This window comes from Cryobacterium sp. Y62 (assembly GCF_002929785.1).
Taxonomy (GTDB): Bacteria; Actinomycetota; Actinomycetes; order Actinomycetales; family Microbacteriaceae; genus Cryobacterium.
Window position 1 is genome coordinate 1 of record NZ_PJJK01000118.1, and the last position, 17,605, is coordinate 17,605.

Sequence of the window (17,605 nt, forward strand, 5' to 3'; positions counted from 1 at the left end):
TCTCAGCCATACCCGCCACCCGAGGGTGATCGACACACTACGACAGTCCCGAAATCACCCACCACAACAACGTAAGGACGGGGTCTCTGTATGAGTCCCGCGCGCGATTCGTGGCTAAGTCAGGAGATTCCCGGACACGAAGCATGTTGTTCGCACACTGTCGGGCCCGGTCGGCCCTCACGCTAGAGGATTTCCTGAATTAGCCACATCATGCGGAGGGTCTGAACTCGTCCATTGCGGAAGCCGTCGCGGCGCGCGGCCCGAGTGGCGGGTCGAGCAGGCGGCCGGAGTGGCATTGGCACCGCTAAGTGGCTGATTCAGGAAAGGCACCCGACCACTCAGGCGTGCACCGGACTGGTCCGCGGGCGCACAGCCCTCCCCCGGCGGATTTCCTGAATTAGCCACGGGGAGAGTGAAAAGAGGGGGCAGAGAGACGGACCATGCCGAAAGCCCGGCCCCGCAGAGGCAGGGCCGGGCTTCGGATGCTGCTGTGTGGGAGTTAACGTACGTCTTCGTCGACCCAGTCGAGGGTTTTCGTTACGGCCTTCTTCCAATTGCGCAGGAGGCGGTCAGCCTCGTTCTTGTCCATGGCGGGCTCCCAGCGGGAGTCTTCCTGCCAGTTGGAACGCAGGTCGGCGAGGCCGTTCCAGAATCCGACCGCGAGGCCGGCCGCATACGCTGCGCCGAGGGCCGTAGTCTCGGCAACCACCGGACGCACGACGGGCACGCCGATGATATCGGCCTGAAACTGCATGAGCAGGTCGTTCGCCGTGGCCCCTCCGTCGACCTTGAGCTCGGTCAGAGGCACTCCGGAGTCGGCGTTGACCGCGTCGAGCACCTCGCGGGTCTGGTACGCGATGGCCTCGAGCGCCGCACGGGCGATGTGGCCCTTGTTCACGTAGCGGGTGAGGCCGACCAGGGCGCCGCGGGCATCCGACCGCCAGTACGGCGCAAACAGGCCGGAGAACGCCGGCACGAAGTAGGCCCCGCCATTGTCCTTGACCGTTTTTGCCAGGTCTTCAATCTCGGACGCGTTCTTGATGAGGCCGAGCTGGTCGCGCATCCACTGCACGAGCGAACCGGTCACGGCGATCGAGCCCTCAAGCGCGTAGTGCACCGGCTCGTCACCAAGCTTGTAGCCCACGGTCGTGAGCAGGCCGTTCTTCGAGTGGACGATTTCGGTTCCGGTGTTGAAGATCAGAAAGTTTCCGGTGCCGTAGGTGTTCTTCGCCTCGCCCTGGTCGAACGCGGCCTGGCCGAAGGTCGCCGCCTGCTGGTCGCCAAGGATTCCGGCGATCGGCACCTCGCGCAACAGGCTGTGCCCGCTCGCGATGCCGTAGACCTCGGACGACGACTTGATCTCGGGCAGCATCGACCTGGGCACGTCGAAAATGCTCAGAATCTCGTCGTCCCACTGCAGGGTTTCGAGGTCCATGAACATGGTGCGGCTCGCGTTGGTGACGTCGGTCGCGTGCACGCCGCCCTCGGTGCCGCCGGTCAGGTTCCACAGCACCCAGGAATCGGTGGTGCCGAACAGGAGGTCACCGGCATCCGCTTTCGCGCGTGCGCCCTCGACGTTTTCGAGGATCCAGACGATCTTGGTGCCGGAGAAGTAGGTGGCCAGCGGCAGGCCGACCTTGTCCTTGAAACGCTCGACACCGCCAACCGCTGCGAGACGGTCGACGATCGCCTGCGTGCGGGTGTCCTGCCAGACGATGGCGTTGTAAACCGGCACACCGGTGTTCTTGTCCCACACCACAGCGGTTTCACGCTGATTGGTAATGCCGACGGCCTCGATGTCGTGGCGGGTGATGTTCGCCTTCGACAGCGCCTGGCCGATGGCCTCACGCGTGTTGTCCCAGATTTCCTTCGGGTCGTGCTCGACCCAGCCGGCCTGCGGCAGAATCTGTTCGTGCTCAAGCTGACCGGTCGAAATGATCGATCCGGACTTGTCGAAGATGATCGCTCGGGAGCTCGTCGTTCCCTGGTCGATGGCGAGAACATACTTGACCATGTATAACTCCTTTGTTGTTCCAGGCGGGTATTACGTATACAAACGGATGCTGCAGGATACGTCGAAAAGGTTTAGCCCAGGATGGGCAGCAGCACTCCCGATAGGGCGCCGGCGAGTACGCCGCCGATGATCGGACCAACGACCGGTACCCAGGAATACGCCCAGTCACTCGAACCCTTGCCCTTGATCGGCAGCAGGAAGTGGGCGATACGCGGGCCGAGGTCACGCGCGGGGTTGATGGCGTAGCCGGTGGGCCCACCGAGCGATGCGCCGATCGCGATCACCAGCAGAGCCACCGGCAGCGCGCCGAGGGCCGCGAGACCGCCGCCGTCACCGTTGCGTCCGAAGCCGATGACCACGAAGACCAGCATGAAGGTGCCGATGATCTCGGTGACGAGGTTCCAGCCGTAGGAGCGGATGGCCGGCCCGGTCGAGAACACACCGAGTTTGTTGGCCGCTTCCGGCTCCTGGTCGAAGTGCTGCTTGTAGGCGAGCCAGACCACAACGGCACCGAGAATCGCACCGATCATTTGCGCGCCGAGGTAGGTCAGGATCGACACCGGGTTGACCGGAACTCCAGAGCCGAACGTATCGGCGCCGCTCGCGACGAGGCCGAGCGTGACGGCCGGGTTCAGGTGGGCGCCCGAGTTGTAGGCGGCGATCACACCGGCATAAACGCCCAGGCCCCATCCGATTGTGACCATGAGAAAGCCACCGCCGAAGCCCTTGTTCTTGGCGAGCGCGACGTTGGCGACTACACCACAGCCGAGGAGGATGAGGATGGCTGTTCCCACGACCTCCGACATAAAGACGACACCGAGATTGTCCACATTGACCTTTCAGATGGGGTGCTACCGACTGACGTTGTTGTCGAGTCCGGCGATCGTGCTGTTGTACCTGTCTAAAAACGTATCGGCACCTGGGTCCGTGCCGGTCGATTATTCGTGCACGTTCGTGCAGATTGTCGGCAATAGCACCCAGGCCGACACACCTACTCAGCGAGCGCGGTGCCCGCGCTGATCGGGGCCAGTGCCACTCCGTGCACCTCGCTCAGGATGCTGTGGGCCAGTCTGACCTCTTCGGCCAGACGCCCAGCGTCCCACCCGAGGACCGGGGCGACGACGAGCGCTATCTCCTCAACTAGCAGGGTGGTCACTGCGCCGACGAAGGCCATGCTGGTGCGGCGCAGCAGCATGTCGATCAGACGTACGACGCTCTCGGTCGACGCCAGGAATTCGATCTCGCGCCGGCTGTAAGCCGGGTTGTTCGCGAGCGGGGCATCCGCTGGCGCAGTCGGGTCGGTCAGGAAGTCGATAACCTCGCTCGCGCGGGTGCCATAGCGGGCCAGCAGGGCGGCGGCGCGGTCATGGCCTACCTCGTCGCCATTGGCGGTGACCCAGACGAGGTGGGCGGCCTCCGTTGCCGGAAAATCACGGCCGCCGCCGATGGCGAGGCCTTCGGTCGAGACGGTCCGCGGCAGGCCGAGCAGTTTCAAAATATCGGTGCTCAGATGCTCGGCAAGGGCGCGGAAGGTGGTCCATTTGCCACCGACCAGACTGAGTAGGGTGCCGTCTGCGACGCCCGCGCGGGGCAGCGGGCGCGACTCGATGCGGTAGTCGCGGGAGACAAAACCGGGAGCTTCGTCGTCGTGGCGCGGCAGGGGGCGCACGCCGGCGAAGCGGTAGACGATGTGCGACCGATCGACTTTCACCGTTGGGAAAACGTGCGCGACCAGGTCGAAGAAGTAGTCGATCTCGGGTTCGGTGCAGCGAATCGGCTTGCTCATATCGTGTTCGAGGTCGGTCGTGCCGACCAAAACCCGACCCATGAGCGGGTAGATCAGCACAATGCGGCCGTCTTCGTGCTCGAAGAAGATCTCGCGGCCGCCGGTCGCTGCGAGCAGTTGCGGGTTGTCGAGCACGATGTGGGAGCCCTTGGTACCACCCATGAAGGTACTCGGCTGGCCGAGGGCGTCGTTGGTCAGGTCGGTCCACGGCCCGCTCGTGTTGACGACGACATCCGCTTGAAAGGTGAATTCTTCACCGGTGATGGTGTTGCGCAGGAGCACGCCGTTGTCGCTCATGCCAGCTGCTTCAACATAGTTGGCGGCCCGGGCGTGCGGCCCGGCATCGAGACCGTCGCGCAGCACGTCGAGTGCGAGGCGCTCCGGGTCGTGCATCGCGGCGTCGTAGTAGGTGGCCGTGTACTTGAGGCCTGGATTCAGCAGCGGCAGTGCGGTGAGCGCCGCGCCACGGCCCTTGAACTCGTGGCGGGGCACCGTTCCCCCGTCCCGGGAGAAAGCGTCGTAGATCATCATGCCCAGTTTGATCAGCAGCGCGCCGCGCTCCACGTGCCTGGCACCCTGCTTGTGGGTGAGGAAGCGCAGCGGTGCCGCCATAACCCCGGAGAAGGTGGAGAAGATGGGGATGGTCGTCTGCAGCGGCAAGACGCAGTGCGGCGCGATCTTGAGCAGGCTGTTGCGCTCCGTCACCGACTCCTTCACCAGGCGAAACTCGCCGTTTTCGAGGTAGCGCACCCCGCCGTGGATCATGTGCGAACTCGCCGAGGAGGCGCCGGAAACGAAGTCGTTCTTCTCGACGATGACCACGTCGACGCCCTGCAGGGCCAGGTCGCGAAAGGTTGCGATGCCGTTGATACCGGCGCCGATGATGAGTACTTGGGCGTTGGGACGATCGGCGATCGCTGACGAAGTCTGTGCGTTTAAGAACGACATTGTTGTCACCTCTGTTCGGGCTTGCATTGGGCAGGCCATATGAATAGATTCAGTCTGACAGGCCGACACAATTTCTCACCCGTTGTGAACATACGTGCAAGGAGCCGCCGTGACTTTCGAAACCGACCCGGTGCAGTCCGATCGCAGCCGCGACGCCCTCACCGCAGCGCACCTCTATTACATGCAGGACCTCACCATGGAGGCGATCGCCCGTGAGCTGCACACCTCCCGTTCCTCCGTCTCTCGCTTGCTCAGTCATGCCAGGGAGACCGGTCTGGTGGACATCCAAATCAAATCTCCACTGGATGCCCCCAGTCGCCTCGAACAGCAGCTCGAGGCTCGGTTTCAGATCACCGCGCACGTCGTTCCGGTTCCCGATAGCGCGAGCGACGTCGATCGTCTGGAACGCGTGGCCCTCTCCGTTGCACGAATTCTCGGCCAGTATTTCGATTCGAACATGACCATGGGCATCGCCTGGGGCTCCACCATGAACGCGATCAGCCGGCACGTGACGCCCAAGCAGACCCACAACTCTCAAATCGTGCAGCTCAATGGCGCCGGAAACATGCGCACCACCGGTCTCGGCTACGCGAGCGAGATTCTCGGCCGGTTCGGAACAGCCTTCGGCGCGCACGTTCAGCAGTTTCCAGTTCCGGCGTTCTTCGACGACCCGGCCACCAAGCGGGCGCTCTGGCGGGAGCGCAGCATCAGCCGCCTGATCGACATGCAGGCCACCATGGACATCGCCCTGTTCGGCCTTGGCTCACCATTTTCGGGTGTGACCAGCCGCGTCTACGCCGGCGGCTACCTTGAGAAGGCCGAATTCGATGCGCTCAGCGCAGCCGGTGTGGTCGGCGACGTGGCAACGGTGTTTTACCGCGCCGATGGTTCGGCCGACGGGATCGCCCTGAATGAGCGTTCAACCGGCCCGGACTTCACGGTGCTGCGCCGCACCCCGCGCCGCATCTGCGTCGTAGCTGGCCGCTCCAAGCTTGCGAGCCTGCGCGGGGCCCTCGCCGCCCGACTGATCACCGACCTGTTCGTCGACGAGAGCACAGCCAGGGCTCTGGCCGAGGCCTTCTGAACTACTGACCGTGACAGCGGATGTCGGCGGGAATAGCACCGCGCACAGACTGTTGCACTATAACTAGAAGTAGTACACGTGCTCCGGGGTCGGCGTAATTCCGAACCGGCGGTTAAAGTCCGCGACCCGTTAGCCCCTTGTGAGAGAGGCGAAACGGTTGAGCTGGTGAAACTCCAGCACCGACGGTCAAAGTCCGGACGGGAGGCGCACGAGTCGGTTGGCCCCTATGGTCGACCGGCGGGTTTGTTCAGGTCTGCACACACCCATACCCCCGGAGCTCGTCCGATACGGATGAGGACGGGATGACCAACAACGCGGCAGTGCACACCCTGCACAGCGCCATGCGCCGCGCGCTCGAACTTGCGGCCCAAGGCCCGACCACCGGCGTCAACCCGCGGGTCGGCTGCGTCATTGTGAACGCCGAGGGCGACACGCTCGCCGAAGGCTGGCATCGCGGCGCCGGCAGCAAGCACGCCGAGGTCGATGCGCTGTCTCAGCTCGCCCCCGGCGCTGCACGCGGCAGCACCGTCGTGGTCACCCTGGAACCCTGCAACCATGTCGGCCGCACCGGTCCTTGCGCCGAGGCCCTGATCGAGGCCGGCGTCGCCCGCGTCGCCTACTCAGTGACGGACTCCGGCGAACGTTCCTGCGGCGGAGCCGACCGGCTGCGCGCTGCCGGAATCACCGTGCAGGCCGGCCTGCTCGTGGCGGAGGGCGAAGAATTCCTAGGCGACTGGCTCGTTGCCGCGCGCCTCGGCCGCCCGTTTGTCACGCTCAAGTGGGCGTCGAGCCTCGACGGTCGTGCAGCTGCGGCCGACGGCTCCAGCCGATGGATAACCGGCGCCGCAGCCCGCGTCGACGTACACCGGCGGCGCGGATCCTCCGCCGCGATCCTGGTCGGCACCGGCACCGTACTCGCCGACGATCCAGCCCTAACCGCGCGCGACGCCGATGGCGCACTGCTCGAGCAGCAACCGGTGCCCGTGATATTGGGCCGACGTGAGCTGCCGGCATCCACTGCCCTGTTCAACCACCCGCAGTCACCGCTGTTTTTCGACGGCCGCGACCTACCCGGCGTTCTTGCCGACCTGCACGGCCGGGGTCTGCGCAGCGTGTTCATCGAGGGTGGACCGACCGTGGCGAGCGCTTGCGTCGCGGCCGGGCTGGTCGATGAATATCTCATCTATCTGGCTCCGACGCTCATCGGCGGCCCTCGACTCGCCCTCACCGACATCGGTGTGGCCGCGATCGGTGAGCGGCGCCGCCTCTCCATTCTTTCCCTCGACCGCCTCGGCGACGATGTTCTCATCGTCGCCCGACCTCAGACCAACTAAGGAACCCATGTTCACCGGAATCATCGAGGAGCTCGGCCAAATCGAGCGCATCGAGCAGACAGCGGATGCCGCCCGCCTCACCATCCGCGGCCCGCTCGTGATCGATGGCGCCGGTCACGGCGACTCCATCGCCGTGCAGGGCGTCTGCCTCACCGTGGTCGAGCGCACCGCCGAAACCTTCACCGCCGACGTGATGGCGCAGACCCTGTCGATGTCGACACTGTCCACCGCCCGCGCTGGCTCCTCGGTCAACCTCGAACGCGCCGCCCTCGTCGGTGGACGCCTCGGCGGCCACATCGTGCAGGGCCACATTGACGGCACCAGCACCGTGCTCGTCGTCACCCCCGGCGACGCCTGGCGAGTGCTGCGGTTCAGCCTCAACGCCGAACTCGCGCCGCTCGTCGTCGGCAAGGGTTCGATCGCCATCGACGGCGTCTCCCTCACCGTGAGCAACATCAGCGCTGCCACCGACGCGAATCAGTGGTTTGAGGTGTCCCTCATTCCCGAGACCCTCGCGGCGACCACCCTTGGTGAGCGGGTGGCCGGCGACCGAGTCAACATTGAGACGGACATTCTGGCCCGCCACGTTGAACGGATGCTCGCCCTCGCCGCCCACAATTCCCAGCCCGAAACCGCACGCCAGCTTGCCGCCACCCCAAGGAGCGCATCATGAGCCTCGCCGATATTCCCTCCGCACTCGACGCCCTACGGCTCGGCCGACCGGTCATCGTCGCCGATGACGAGGGCCGCGAAAACGAGGGAGACGTCATTATCTCGGCCCAGCTCGCCACCCAGGAGTGGATCGCCTGGACGGTGCGCTACTCCTCGGGGTTCATCTGTGCCCCGATGACCAACGAGATCGCCGACCAGCTCGACCTGCCAGTGATGGTCTTGAACAACGAAGATCCCCTCGGCACTAATTACACCGTGAGCGTTGACGCGGCCGATCGACTGTCGACCGGTATCAGCGCCGCCGATCGGGCTCACACCCTGCGGGTTCTGGCCGATCCAGCTTCAGCACCGGCCAGCCTGCACCGCCCAGGCCACATCCTGCCGCTGCGCGCCCGCGACGGCGGCGTGCGCGAGCGTAGCGGCCACACCGAAGCCGGCGTCGACCTGATGAAACTGGCCGGCCTCGTACCGGTCGCGGCGATCGCTGAGATCGTGGCCGAAGACGGCGAGATGATGCGGCTGCCCGGGCTGCTCGAACTCGGCGAGCGCGAGGGCCTGCACGTCATCACGATCAAAGACCTGATCAGCTACCTCGACGAGTTCCACCCCAACGCAGCCCTACCGACGATCGCGCCTCTGATCGAGGCGCCGCGGGTTGACTTCGAGGTGGAGACCACCGTCCCCACTTCGCATGGGCTCTTTCGGGTGCGCGCCTACCGAGACCGTTCCACCGGCGCCGACCACGTCGCCTTCGTCGTCGGCGACCCGGTCAATGGCGCCATCGTGCGGGTGCACTCGGAGTGCCTCACCGGCGAAGCGTTCGGCTCGCTCAAGTGCGAGTGCGGACCGCAGCTCGACGCTTCACTCGACATCATCCAGGAGGAAGGCGGCGTGGTCGTCTACCTGCGCGGCCAGGAGGGGCGCGGCATCGGCCTCATCAACAAGTTGCGCGCGTACGAGTTGCAGGAAGATGGCCTCGACACTCTCGACGCTAACGTGGCGCTGGGTCTGCCTGTCGATAGCCGCGAGTACGGCGCGGCCACCAGCATCCTGCACGAACTGGGGTTGAGTTCGGTGCGGCTGCTCACCAACAACCCCGAGAAGGTGCGTCAGCTCGAACTGCACGGCGTCGCCGTGACCGAACGCGTGCCGCTCGTGGTGGGGATCGGCGAATACAACGAGGAATACCTCGCCACCAAGCGGGACCGCATGGGTCACCACATCACGAACATCGAAATCATGAACGGAATCGCCTAATGGCCGGAACTGGACCCACCCTCAGCGTTGACGGCAGAGCCTTGCGCGTCGTCATCGTGGCCGGTCTGTGGCATGACGTGATCACCGACGGCCTCATCGCCGGCGCTACCCGCGTGCTCGAAGCGAGCGGAGCCTCCTGGTCGCTCGTGCGGGTGCCGGGCAGCTTCGAACTGCCCGTCGCCTGCAAGGTCGCGCTTGAAAACGGGGCCGATGCGGCCGTCGCCCTCGGCGTGATCATCCGCGGCGGCACTCCACACTTCGAGTTCGTCTCCAATGCGGCAACCGATGGTCTCACTCGCGTTGCGCTCGACACCGGCAAGCCCGTGGGCTTCGGCGTGCTGACCCTGGACGACGAACAGCAGGGCCTCGACCGGGCCGGGCTGCCCGGGTCCAAGGAGGACAAGGGCGAGGAGGCGGCCTCCGCTGCCCTGGCTACCGCAATGCTGTTGCGGGAGCTGCGCGGGCACGTCGGGTAGTGCGCTGGCGTTCACCTAGGCTGAACGCATGGACCTTCTGCGCAATATTCTGCTCATTCTGCACTTCGTCGGCCTCGCCTCACTGCTCGGCGGCTTTCTGGTGCAGATCAAGCCGATCATTGCCGGCAAGGGCACAATCGTCGCCGCCATGTTCCACGGTGCGCTGACTCAGCTGGTCACTGGTCTGCTGCTTGTCGGCGTCATCCAGATGGGCACCCTCGGCCACATCGACAACACCAAAATCGGCATCAAGCTCCTCGTGCTCATCGTGATCACCGTACTCGTGATCGTGAACCGCAAGAAGCCGAGCGTCTCGTCAACCGTGCTCTGGGCCATCGGCGGTCTCACCCTGGCGAACGTGATCATCGCGGTGCTCTGGAAGTAATAGTTTCTGGGCTGGGTTCTGCGGAGGTAGGGTGTTTTGTGACCTCTAAACGCGGCCACACCTTCATTCGTGCGTAAACGCTGCCGCGGGATGTCCAACCGATATCCGGGTTTCGTCGGCGCTCAGCTATCCCTCCGGAGCGATCCACCCTCATGTCTACATCCACTGCGTCGGTTTCGACGCCGACCAAGCCCGTCAACCCGAAGGGCCGCGTCATCATGGCGAGCCTCATCGGCACGACCATCGAGTTCTACGACTTCTACGTCTACGCGACAGCGGCCGTCTTGGTCTTCCCGCACTTATTCTTTCCGACCGGCAACGAGACCACCGCGCTGCTCGCTTCCTTCGCCGTGTTCGGTGCTGCCATGGTCGCTCGTCCGATCGGCGCACTGTTCTTCGGTCATTTCGGTGACCGCAAAGGGCGCAAGGCGACACTCATAGGTGCGCTGCTCACGATGGGAATCGCAACGTTCTTGATCGGCCTGCTGCCGACCTACGACATGATCGGCTGGTGGGCACCGTTCATGCTCGTCATCCTGCGCCTCGCTCAGGGATTCGCCCTCGGCGGCGAGTGGAGTGGTGCGGCGCTGGTCGCGACCGAGAACGCGCCGGTCGGCAAACGCGCCTGGTACGGCACCTTTCCGCAGGTCGGCGCACCGCTCGGCTTCATCATCGCAAACAGCCTGTTTCTCGGCCTGGCCCTCGCACTGCCGTCGACCGACCCGACGCGTCCGTCCGAGGCGTTCCTCGAGTGGGCCTGGCGCATCCCGTTCCTGTTCTCGGCTGTCATGGTCATCGTCGGACTCTGGGTACGTCTGCGCCTGGTGGAGAGCGAGGCCTTCACCAAGGTCATCACGACCAAGCGCGTCGAGAAGCTGCCGCTCGCTGCCGTATTCAAGTCAAACTGGCGCGAACTCATCCTCGGCACCTTCATCATGCTCGCAACCTATGTCTTGTTCTACCTGATGACCACGTTCACACTCGGTTACGGCCGGGCAGCAACGGATGCCCCGGTGCCGGGACTCGGCTTCACCTACAACAACTTTATTCTCATGATGATTCTCGGCGTGGTGTTCTTCGGAATCTTCACCCTCGCCTCGGGCCCCTGGGCCGACAAGCACGGTCGTCGCAAGACGCTCATCATCGTGACGTTGTTCATCATCGTGTTCGGGCTGCTGTTCGTACCGCTGCTCGGCGCCGGTTTTCCCGGAGTGATGCTGTTTCTCATCGTCGGCTTCTCACTTATGGGCATGACCTTCGGCCCGATGGGCGCACTGCTGCCGGAGTTGTTCCCGACCAGCGTGCGCTACACCGGCTCGGCGTTCGCCTACAACATGAGCTCTATTCTCGGCGCGGCCGTCGCTCCGTTCATCGCCATCTGGCTGTGGACCCTCGGCGACGGCAGCCCATTTTGGGTCGGCATCTACCTCTCGGTCATGGCCGTGATCACCCTGATCGCATTGATCCTGAGCCGCGAAACGAAAAATCTGGACCTGCATCGCTGACCCGTAATACGCCTTTCGAGATCGGCTCACCAGGTCTCGAGACACCGGCGAGAAGCATGCGTGCTTTTCGAGACCGCGCGAGACGACCTGCGAAACCCGGCCGTCGCGCACCACTAGTTCAAAAATAGGGCGCGCAGACGGCGAGTGGTAAAAACCAGACCGATCACGATCATGACGGCGTGGTAGAGCAGCCAGATAGAGCACGTGCACGAGGCTCAGCCAGATCGATTCCAAAAAGCCATAGGCAAAGACGCGAGACAGTTCGGTGCCGTGCCAAAGCGGCGAGATCCAGCCGAGCCATTGCAGGTACGGTGGCAGCACATCGAGCGGAAGGAACGTACCAGAGAAGTGCGTCATCGGCAGAATCACGAAGCGCTGCACCATGGCCAACTGACCGGTGTCGTGCGGGCTGCCGATCGCGATGAACAGCACCGTCTGCGCGTATGACCGCATGACCCGAAACCGGTGCTCGGCCATGATGCGGCCCTTATCGACGACGACAAGGCGGTCGCAGAGTTGTTCGGCTTCGTCCATGTAGTGGGTGGTGAGAAGCAGCGTCGTGCCCTGTTCCTTGAGGCGGAACAAGCGGTCCCAGAGAACGTGGCGGGCCTGTGGGACGAGTTCGGTGGTCGGCTCGTCGAGCAGCAGGATGCGCGGGTCGTTGATGAGGGAACGGGCGATGGTCAGGCGCCGTTTCATGCCGCCGGCGAGGTCGTCGACCTTGGCTGTGGCCTTGTCCTGGAGCTGGGCGAACTCGAGCAGTTCGTCGGCCCGGCGAGTGGCTCGGGCACCACCTCGAAGCTGATGCCGTCGACGGCGACGAAGTTTTTGTATCTCTTCAGGTGATTTCGGGTGGCAATGACAGGCTCCGGCACAGTGCTCCACTGAAGACCGATAGCAAGATTGCGGGGAGGCTCGGAGGCCGGGCGGTTAAGATGACTTAGTGACTACCGCAACCCGCACGCCCGATTCTTCCGCCGCACAGAAGGCCGTTATGCCACCGCGCGGTCGACGCGGCCGGCCGGCCCCCACCGGGCCGCGCGCGAAGTTCAGCCAGCTGCTGCCCTACCTGTTCGAGCACAAAAAGGTGCTCGCCGTCGTCATCGTCTTGAGCGTGCTCGGCGCCGCCGCGAGCCTGGCCCAGCCGCTGCTGGTGAGCCAGGTCATCACGATCGTGCAAGCTGACGATCCGCTCGGATCCCTCGTCGGCTTGTTGATCGCCCTGGTAGTAATTTCGGGCCTGATCAGCGGCTATCAGCACTACCTGTTGCAGCGCACCGGCGAGGGCGTCGTACTCTCGAGTCGCCGCAAACTGGTGGGGCGTCTGCTGCGCCTACCGATCAGCGAGTTCGACGCCCGACGCACCGGAGACCTCGTCTCCCGCGTCGGCAGCGACACCACCCTGCTGCGCGCGGTACTCACCCAGGGGCTGGTCGAAGCGATCGGCGGATCGCTCACCTTCATCGGCGCCCTCGTGGCGATGCTCATCATCGACCCGGTGCTGCTCGGCCTGACTGTGCTCGTCATTGCGGTGTCGGTGATCACCGTCACCCTGTTGTCCCGGCGCATCCGCACCGCGAGCCAAGCCGCCCAGGCGAAGGTCGGTGACCTCGCCGCGAGCGTTGAGCGTGCCATCAGTGCCATTCGCACCGTGCGTGCATCCAATGCGACCGAACGCGAAGTCGCCGTGATCGAAGAAGACGCCCGCGGCGCCTGGCGCATGGGTATCAAGGTCGCCAAGATCAGCGCCCTCGTCGTACCGATCGCTGGTATCGCCATGCAGGTTTCGTTTCTCGTGGTGCTCGGCGTTGGCGGTTTTCGCGTCGCGAGCGGCGCCATCACGATCGCCGACCTGGTCGCGTTCATTCTGTTCCTGTTCCTGATGATCATGCCGCTCGGCCAGTTCTTCGGCGCCATCACCTCGGTCAATTCAGCCCTCGGCGCGCTCGGCCGGATTCAGGAGATCATCGACCTGCCTGCCGAGGATCAGTACGACCGCGACATTGCACCGCTGGCCATGACTATCGGCGCCGCCAACGACAAGGTCAATCCAGAAGCCGCTGCGATCAGCTTCGAGAACGTGCACTTCGGGTACGCTGCGGTGCCAGTCGAGGTTGACGCCGAAGCAGATCCTGACAGGCCGACGACAACGGATGCTGCCGGTTCGGCCGCCACGGCCGAACCGGACACCGATCCCGAGGCCGTTTCAATCGCGGGTACTTCCCTGGCCCCGCGCCCGGTACTCAAGGGAGTCTCGTTCAGCGCCCCGCGCGGGCTACGCACCGCGCTCGTCGGACCCAGCGGCGCCGGCAAGAGCACGATCCTCGCCCTGATCGAACGGTTCTACGACGTCTCAGATGGCACCGTAAGGCTCGGGGGGCTGGACATCCGTACACTGGATCGCACCGCGCTGCGTGCCCAGATCGGCTACGTCGAGCAGGATGCCCCGGTACTCGCCGGATCGCTGCGCGACAACCTGACGCTCGCCACTCCCGATGCCACCGACGAGGACTGCATCAAGGTGCTGCACGCGGTCAACCTGGGCGAAGTGCTCGACCGCGACCCGGCCGGGCTCAGCGCTGCCGTCGGCGAATCGGGCGTAAAGCTCTCCGGCGGAGAACGCCAGCGGCTCGCGATCGCCCGAGCGCTGCTCGCGGCCCCGCCGATTCTGCTGCTCGACGAGTCGACCTCCAGCCTCGACGGCAAGAACGAGCAGATGATGCGTGAAGCTATCGACGCCGTCGCTGCCGACCGCACCCTCATCGTGATCGCGCACCGCCTCTCGACCGTGGTCGACAGCGACCAGATCGTGGTGCTTGACCACGGCGAGGTCGTCGGCGTCGGCACCCACTCCGAGCTTGTCGTCTCCACCCCGCTGTATCGAGACCTGGCGAAGCACCAGCTGCTGGTCTAGCCCGGCGCGCCGGTACGTGATGCCGGTGCGCATGCGACACGCCGTGCCGACTGACGAGTAACGACGGCGTGTCGCCAGTTTTACCGGCGTTACGTGCGTCTGTAGCGCAGCGTCACGAGCTGGAATGGGCGCAATTTCAGAGTCAGGGCGGCTTCATCCGACGCGATCACTGCGGCCGGGGTGACGCGGCGTTCGAGCAGGTCCGTCTCATGGGCCTCGGCGGCGGCGAATGAGCGGCCGAGCCGGGCCCGGGCCCGGGTTCCGTGCGCCTCGTAGAGTCGCACGATCACATCTCCGCTGCCGTCTTCGGCGAGCTTGACCGCCTCGATCACGACCGCCGGGTGGTCGACGGTGAACAGCGGCTCGATCGGCGTAGAGCCGACGCCCGTGACGGTGCGCAGCGGTAGGTTCAGCCGGTAGCCCTCGGATACCGCGTCGGGAACACTCACGCCAACGCAAAGAGACACTCGCAGTTCGTGGCTGCCCTGGTCGGTGGTCGGGTCCGGGTAGAGGGGTGCGCGCAGCAGGGACAAGGCCACGGTGGTACCGATGCGGGCTTCCTGGTCAGAGCTGGCATCCGGCTTGGCGCTGGCATCCCGGTCGGCGTTAGCGTCCTGGCTGGCGTTGGGGTCAAGCGGCGGAACATCCGTTTCTGATCGAGGAAACGCGGTGCGGGTGATCGCGTGCCCGTAGGTCGAGTCATTGGCGACTGCCACACCGAAACCCGGCTCGCCGACATGCACCCAGCGATGCGCGACAGTTTCGAAGCGGGCGGCATCCCACGAGGTATTCGCATGCGTCGGGCGGAATATATGCCCGAACTGAATCTCGGAGGCGGCCCGGTCTGCCTTGAGATCGAGCGCAAAGCTCAGCCGAAGTAGCTTCTGCCGTTCGTGCCAGTCGATACTGAACTTCAGGTCGATCGCGCTCGAATTCGAGGCGAGGGTCACGTCTTCGACTACCGAGGACTCGCCGAATCGCCGTGTGACGCGCACGCCGACCTGACCCACCGGAAGCTGCTCTAGTTCCGCCACCGACTCGGCATCGGTGAGCGCCGCGAACAGGCGCGCGTGCGCGATATCGATATCCCAGGCATCCCACTGGGTGGGGGTGTCCCGGTGCAGGGTGAGCAGGTTGGCCCTGGCGCCGATCGGCACGACTTCCCGGTCGGCCTGCCGGTCGTAAACCGAGGTGAACAGTCCGTCCCCGTCGATCGTGACGGACACCTGCGCGTTCGAGAGTACCCAGCCTTCCGGAGTTCTCGAGATCGTGGCTCCGGCGACCGCCGAATCAGCACCCGTCGCGGCGTCGTGCACGCTGCCGCCGAGCGCGGGCACCTCGGCGCGGGCATACGGCCCCGCGTTGAGCACGACTGCGTCGTCGCCCGGCCCGCACAGCGCACGAACGGATGCCTCGATCACCCCCTCCAGCACACGAGCGACCCGCGCATACTCGCGCTCCGCCTGCCGATGGACCCAGGCAATCGATGACCCAGGAAGGATGTCGTGAAATTGCTGTAGCAACACCGTCTGCCACGCGTTGTCGAAGGCCGCCCGCGGATACTCCGTGCCAACCCGCACCGAGGCCGCCGTCGCCCAGAGCTCCGCCTCCCGCAGCAGGTGCTCGCAGCGCCGATTTCCCTGCTTGGTGCGGGCCTGCGAGGTGAGCGTGCCGCGATGAAACTCCAGATACAACTCCCCCGACCACACCGGGGGTGCGGCGTACTCGGCCTCCGCTGCCTCAAAGAAGCGCCGCGGGCTCGATAGTTCGACCGTCGGCGATCCCTCGAGCGACCTAGTGCGGTGTGCTGCAGCAATCATCTCCTCGGTCGGGCCACCGCCGCCGTCGCCCCAGCCGAACGGTACCAGCGAGGTATTTGCCACACCTTTCTCCGCAAACAGCCGCTCGGCCCGAGCCAATTCAAGGCCGGAGAGCTGCGCGTTGTAGTCGGCGACCGGTGGAAAATGAGTGAAGACGCGGCTGCCATCGAGGCCCTCCCAGAGAAAGCTGTGATGCGGAAACAGGTTGGTGTCGTTCCAGGACAACTTCTGGGTGAGAAACCAGCGACTGCCGGCGGCCCGCACGATCTGCGGCAGCGCGGCGGAGTAGCCGAACGAGTCGGGCAACCAGACTTCGAGGGGTTCTACCCCGAACTCGCGCAGAAAGAACCCCTTACCGGCGACGAATTGCCGGGCCAGAGCCTCGCCGCCGGGCATGTTGGTGTCGGATTCGACCCACATGCCGCCGACCGGAACAAAGTTGCCGGTCGCGACGGCGCGGCGCACCCGCTCGAACAGCTCCGGGTAGAACTGCTGAAGCCAGGCATACTGCTGCGCCGACGAGGCCGCAAACACAAAATCGGGGTGACGGTCGATCAGGTCGAGTACGTTGGACCAGGTTCGTGCGACCTTGCGCACGGTCTCGCGTACGGGCCAGAGCCAGGCGCTGTCGATGTGCGCGTGGCCGACTGCGTGCACTCGGTGTGAGCTGGCGTTGGCCGGGCTTGCGAGTACCTCGGCCAGGGCGGCGCGTCCGGCTCCCGCGGTGCCGCCCACATCGTCGGGGTCGAGCAGATCGAGGCAGCGTTCCAGGGCGCGCAAAATGTTCGCTCGCCGCGGCGATGCGACCGGCAGCTCGCGGCGCAGGCCGTCCAGTGTGAACACGTCCTGCGCGAGCTGCCAGACCTGCGTATCGGGCTGGGCAACATTCGCTTGGCGAAGCAGGTAGAGCGGCGTGCTGCCGGCGGTGTCGAGATCGCCCAGCAGCGTGGGAGCGAAGCTGAAGTCAGCCGCAATGTTGGGGTTGGCGGCGGCCTCTATATAGAGGTCGATGGTGTCACCGGTCACGCTCACCGTGCGGTTCAAGGACTCCACGCCTTTGAGTAGCCGGCCATCGGGGCTGTAAGCGGTGCCCTCGGCCTGGAAGCCCGGTACGTCGGTCGTAAACCCGAGGTCGATGACGACCTCGGCCCGGGTTCCCGCCCATTCCGACGGCACCGTTCCGAGGAGGTGAAACCACACGGTTTCCCACGGTCGGCCCCACGGCGAGCCGACGACGAACGGCGCAAACGGATGCGAGACCGCCTCGGCAAACGTGACCGGTTCCCCCGGCACCGTCCAGGCAGTCACCGTGAGCGGGGCGATGGCCCGATAGATCGCCGGCTGCAACCGTTCGCGAACGAACCGGTTCAGCCGAGTCTCGACCAGTGCGCTGTCGTCATGCATGTTGAC

The 17,605-nt window shown here is 65.0% G+C and carries 12 protein-coding genes, 1 pseudogene and 1 riboswitch; of the genes and pseudogenes, 8 read left to right on the top strand and 5 right to left on the bottom strand.

Annotation, left to right across the window (positions count from 1 at the left end):
• Positions 1–499: 499 nt before the first annotated feature.
• The 3 genes from glpK to CXY71_RS16640 form a co-directional block, all read right to left on the bottom strand.
• On the bottom strand, positions 500–2,014 hold the full coding sequence (gene glpK / locus CXY71_RS16630) for a glycerol kinase GlpK (protein WP_104137945.1): 1,515 nt from the start codon (positions 2,012–2,014) through the stop codon (positions 500–502).
• A 71-nt stretch (positions 2,015–2,085) separates the two neighbouring features.
• Positions 2,086–2,820: an MIP/aquaporin family protein gene (locus CXY71_RS16635; RefSeq protein ID WP_104138335.1), complete on the bottom strand. Its 735-nt coding sequence runs from the start codon at positions 2,818–2,820 to the stop codon at positions 2,086–2,088.
• A gap of 185 nt (positions 2,821–3,005) precedes the next feature.
• Positions 3,006–4,748, bottom strand: coding sequence for a glycerol-3-phosphate dehydrogenase/oxidase (locus CXY71_RS16640; protein ID WP_104137947.1), 1,743 nt, complete (start codon positions 4,746–4,748; stop codon positions 3,006–3,008).
• Positions 4,749–4,857: 109 nt separating this feature from the next.
• On the opposite strand from CXY71_RS16640, the gene CXY71_RS16645 reads away from it, so the two are divergent.
• The 7 genes from CXY71_RS16645 to CXY71_RS16675 all read left to right on the top strand — a co-directional run bounded on the left by CXY71_RS16645 (position 4,858) and on the right by CXY71_RS16675 (position 11,461).
• A complete protein-coding gene (locus tag CXY71_RS16645) occupies positions 4,858–5,832 on the top strand; it encodes a sugar-binding transcriptional regulator (protein ID WP_368665904.1) in 975 nt (324 codons plus the stop codon).
• A 75-nt stretch (positions 5,833–5,907) separates the two neighbouring features.
• Positions 5,908–6,045: riboswitch (FMN riboswitch) on the top strand.
• Positions 6,046–6,134: 89 nt separating this feature from the next.
• Complete coding sequence (ribD, locus tag CXY71_RS16650) at positions 6,135–7,166, top strand: bifunctional diaminohydroxyphosphoribosylaminopyrimidine deaminase/5-amino-6-(5-phosphoribosylamino)uracil reductase RibD (protein ID WP_233204687.1); 1,032 nt, start codon at positions 6,135–6,137, stop codon at positions 7,164–7,166.
• A gap of 7 nt (positions 7,167–7,173) precedes the next feature.
• Positions 7,174–7,839, top strand: coding sequence for a riboflavin synthase (locus CXY71_RS16655; protein WP_104137950.1), 666 nt, complete (start codon positions 7,174–7,176; stop codon positions 7,837–7,839).
• Complete coding sequence (gene ribB, locus CXY71_RS16660) at positions 7,836–9,095, top strand: 3,4-dihydroxy-2-butanone-4-phosphate synthase (protein WP_104137952.1); 1,260 nt, start codon at positions 7,836–7,838, stop codon at positions 9,093–9,095. The genes CXY71_RS16655 and ribB overlap by 4 nt, the downstream gene beginning before the upstream one ends.
• Complete coding sequence (gene ribH, locus CXY71_RS16665; protein WP_104137955.1) at positions 9,095–9,571, top strand: 6,7-dimethyl-8-ribityllumazine synthase; 477 nt, start codon at positions 9,095–9,097, stop codon at positions 9,569–9,571. The genes ribB and ribH overlap by 1 nt, the downstream gene beginning before the upstream one ends.
• Positions 9,572–9,599: 28 nt before the next feature.
• Positions 9,600–9,956, top strand: a complete 357-nt coding sequence (locus tag CXY71_RS16670; protein ID WP_104137958.1) for a hypothetical protein — start codon at positions 9,600–9,602, stop codon at positions 9,954–9,956.
• A 152-nt stretch (positions 9,957–10,108) separates the two neighbouring features.
• On the top strand, positions 10,109–11,461 hold the full coding sequence (locus CXY71_RS16675; RefSeq protein ID WP_104137961.1) for an MFS transporter: 1,353 nt from the start codon (positions 10,109–10,111) through the stop codon (positions 11,459–11,461).
• 192 nt (positions 11,462–11,653) lie between these two features.
• On the opposite strand, the pseudogene CXY71_RS21515 reads toward CXY71_RS16675, so the two are convergent.
• A pseudogene (locus CXY71_RS21515) lies at positions 11,654–12,235 on the bottom strand (ATP-binding cassette domain-containing protein); the annotation flags it as partial.
• A gap of 220 nt (positions 12,236–12,455) precedes the next feature.
• Here CXY71_RS21515 and CXY71_RS16685 point away from each other — a divergent pair.
• Complete coding sequence (locus CXY71_RS16685; RefSeq protein ID WP_104137964.1) at positions 12,456–14,375, top strand: ABC transporter ATP-binding protein; 1,920 nt, start codon at positions 12,456–12,458, stop codon at positions 14,373–14,375.
• A gap of 89 nt (positions 14,376–14,464) precedes the next feature.
• On the opposite strand, the gene CXY71_RS16690 is transcribed toward CXY71_RS16685, so the two are convergent.
• Complete coding sequence (locus CXY71_RS16690) at positions 14,465–17,599, bottom strand: glycoside hydrolase family 38 C-terminal domain-containing protein (RefSeq protein WP_104137967.1); 3,135 nt, start codon at positions 17,597–17,599, stop codon at positions 14,465–14,467.
• Positions 17,600–17,605 lie beyond the last annotated feature (6 nt).

Excerpts from the sequence above, each read along its gene's own strand:
- CXY71_RS16670 (WP_104137958.1), top strand. The coding sequence starts at position 9,600 with ATGGACCTTCTGCGCAATATTCTGCTCATTCTGCACTTCGTCGGCCTC.
- ribD (WP_233204687.1), top strand. The coding sequence starts at position 6,135 with ATGACCAACAACGCGGCAGTGCACACCCTGCACAGCGCCATGCGCCGC.
- CXY71_RS16640 (WP_104137947.1), bottom strand. The coding sequence starts at position 4,748 with ATGTCGTTCTTAAACGCACAGACTTCGTCAGCGATCGCCGATCGTCCC.
- ribH (WP_104137955.1), top strand. The coding sequence starts at position 9,095 with ATGGCCGGAACTGGACCCACCCTCAGCGTTGACGGCAGAGCCTTGCGC.
- CXY71_RS16635 (WP_104138335.1), bottom strand. The coding sequence starts at position 2,820 with ATGTCGGAGGTCGTGGGAACAGCCATCCTCATCCTCCTCGGCTGTGGT.
- CXY71_RS16675 (WP_104137961.1), top strand. The coding sequence starts at position 10,109 with ATGTCTACATCCACTGCGTCGGTTTCGACGCCGACCAAGCCCGTCAAC.
- CXY71_RS16655 (WP_104137950.1), top strand. The coding sequence starts at position 7,174 with ATGTTCACCGGAATCATCGAGGAGCTCGGCCAAATCGAGCGCATCGAG.
- ribB (WP_104137952.1), top strand. The coding sequence starts at position 7,836 with ATGAGCCTCGCCGATATTCCCTCCGCACTCGACGCCCTACGGCTCGGC.
- glpK (WP_104137945.1), bottom strand. The coding sequence starts at position 2,014 with ATGGTCAAGTATGTTCTCGCCATCGACCAGGGAACGACGAGCTCCCGA.
- CXY71_RS16685 (WP_104137964.1), top strand. The coding sequence starts at position 12,456 with ATGCCACCGCGCGGTCGACGCGGCCGGCCGGCCCCCACCGGGCCGCGC.
- CXY71_RS16690 (WP_104137967.1), bottom strand. The coding sequence starts at position 17,599 with ATGCATGACGACAGCGCACTGGTCGAGACTCGGCTGAACCGGTTCGTT.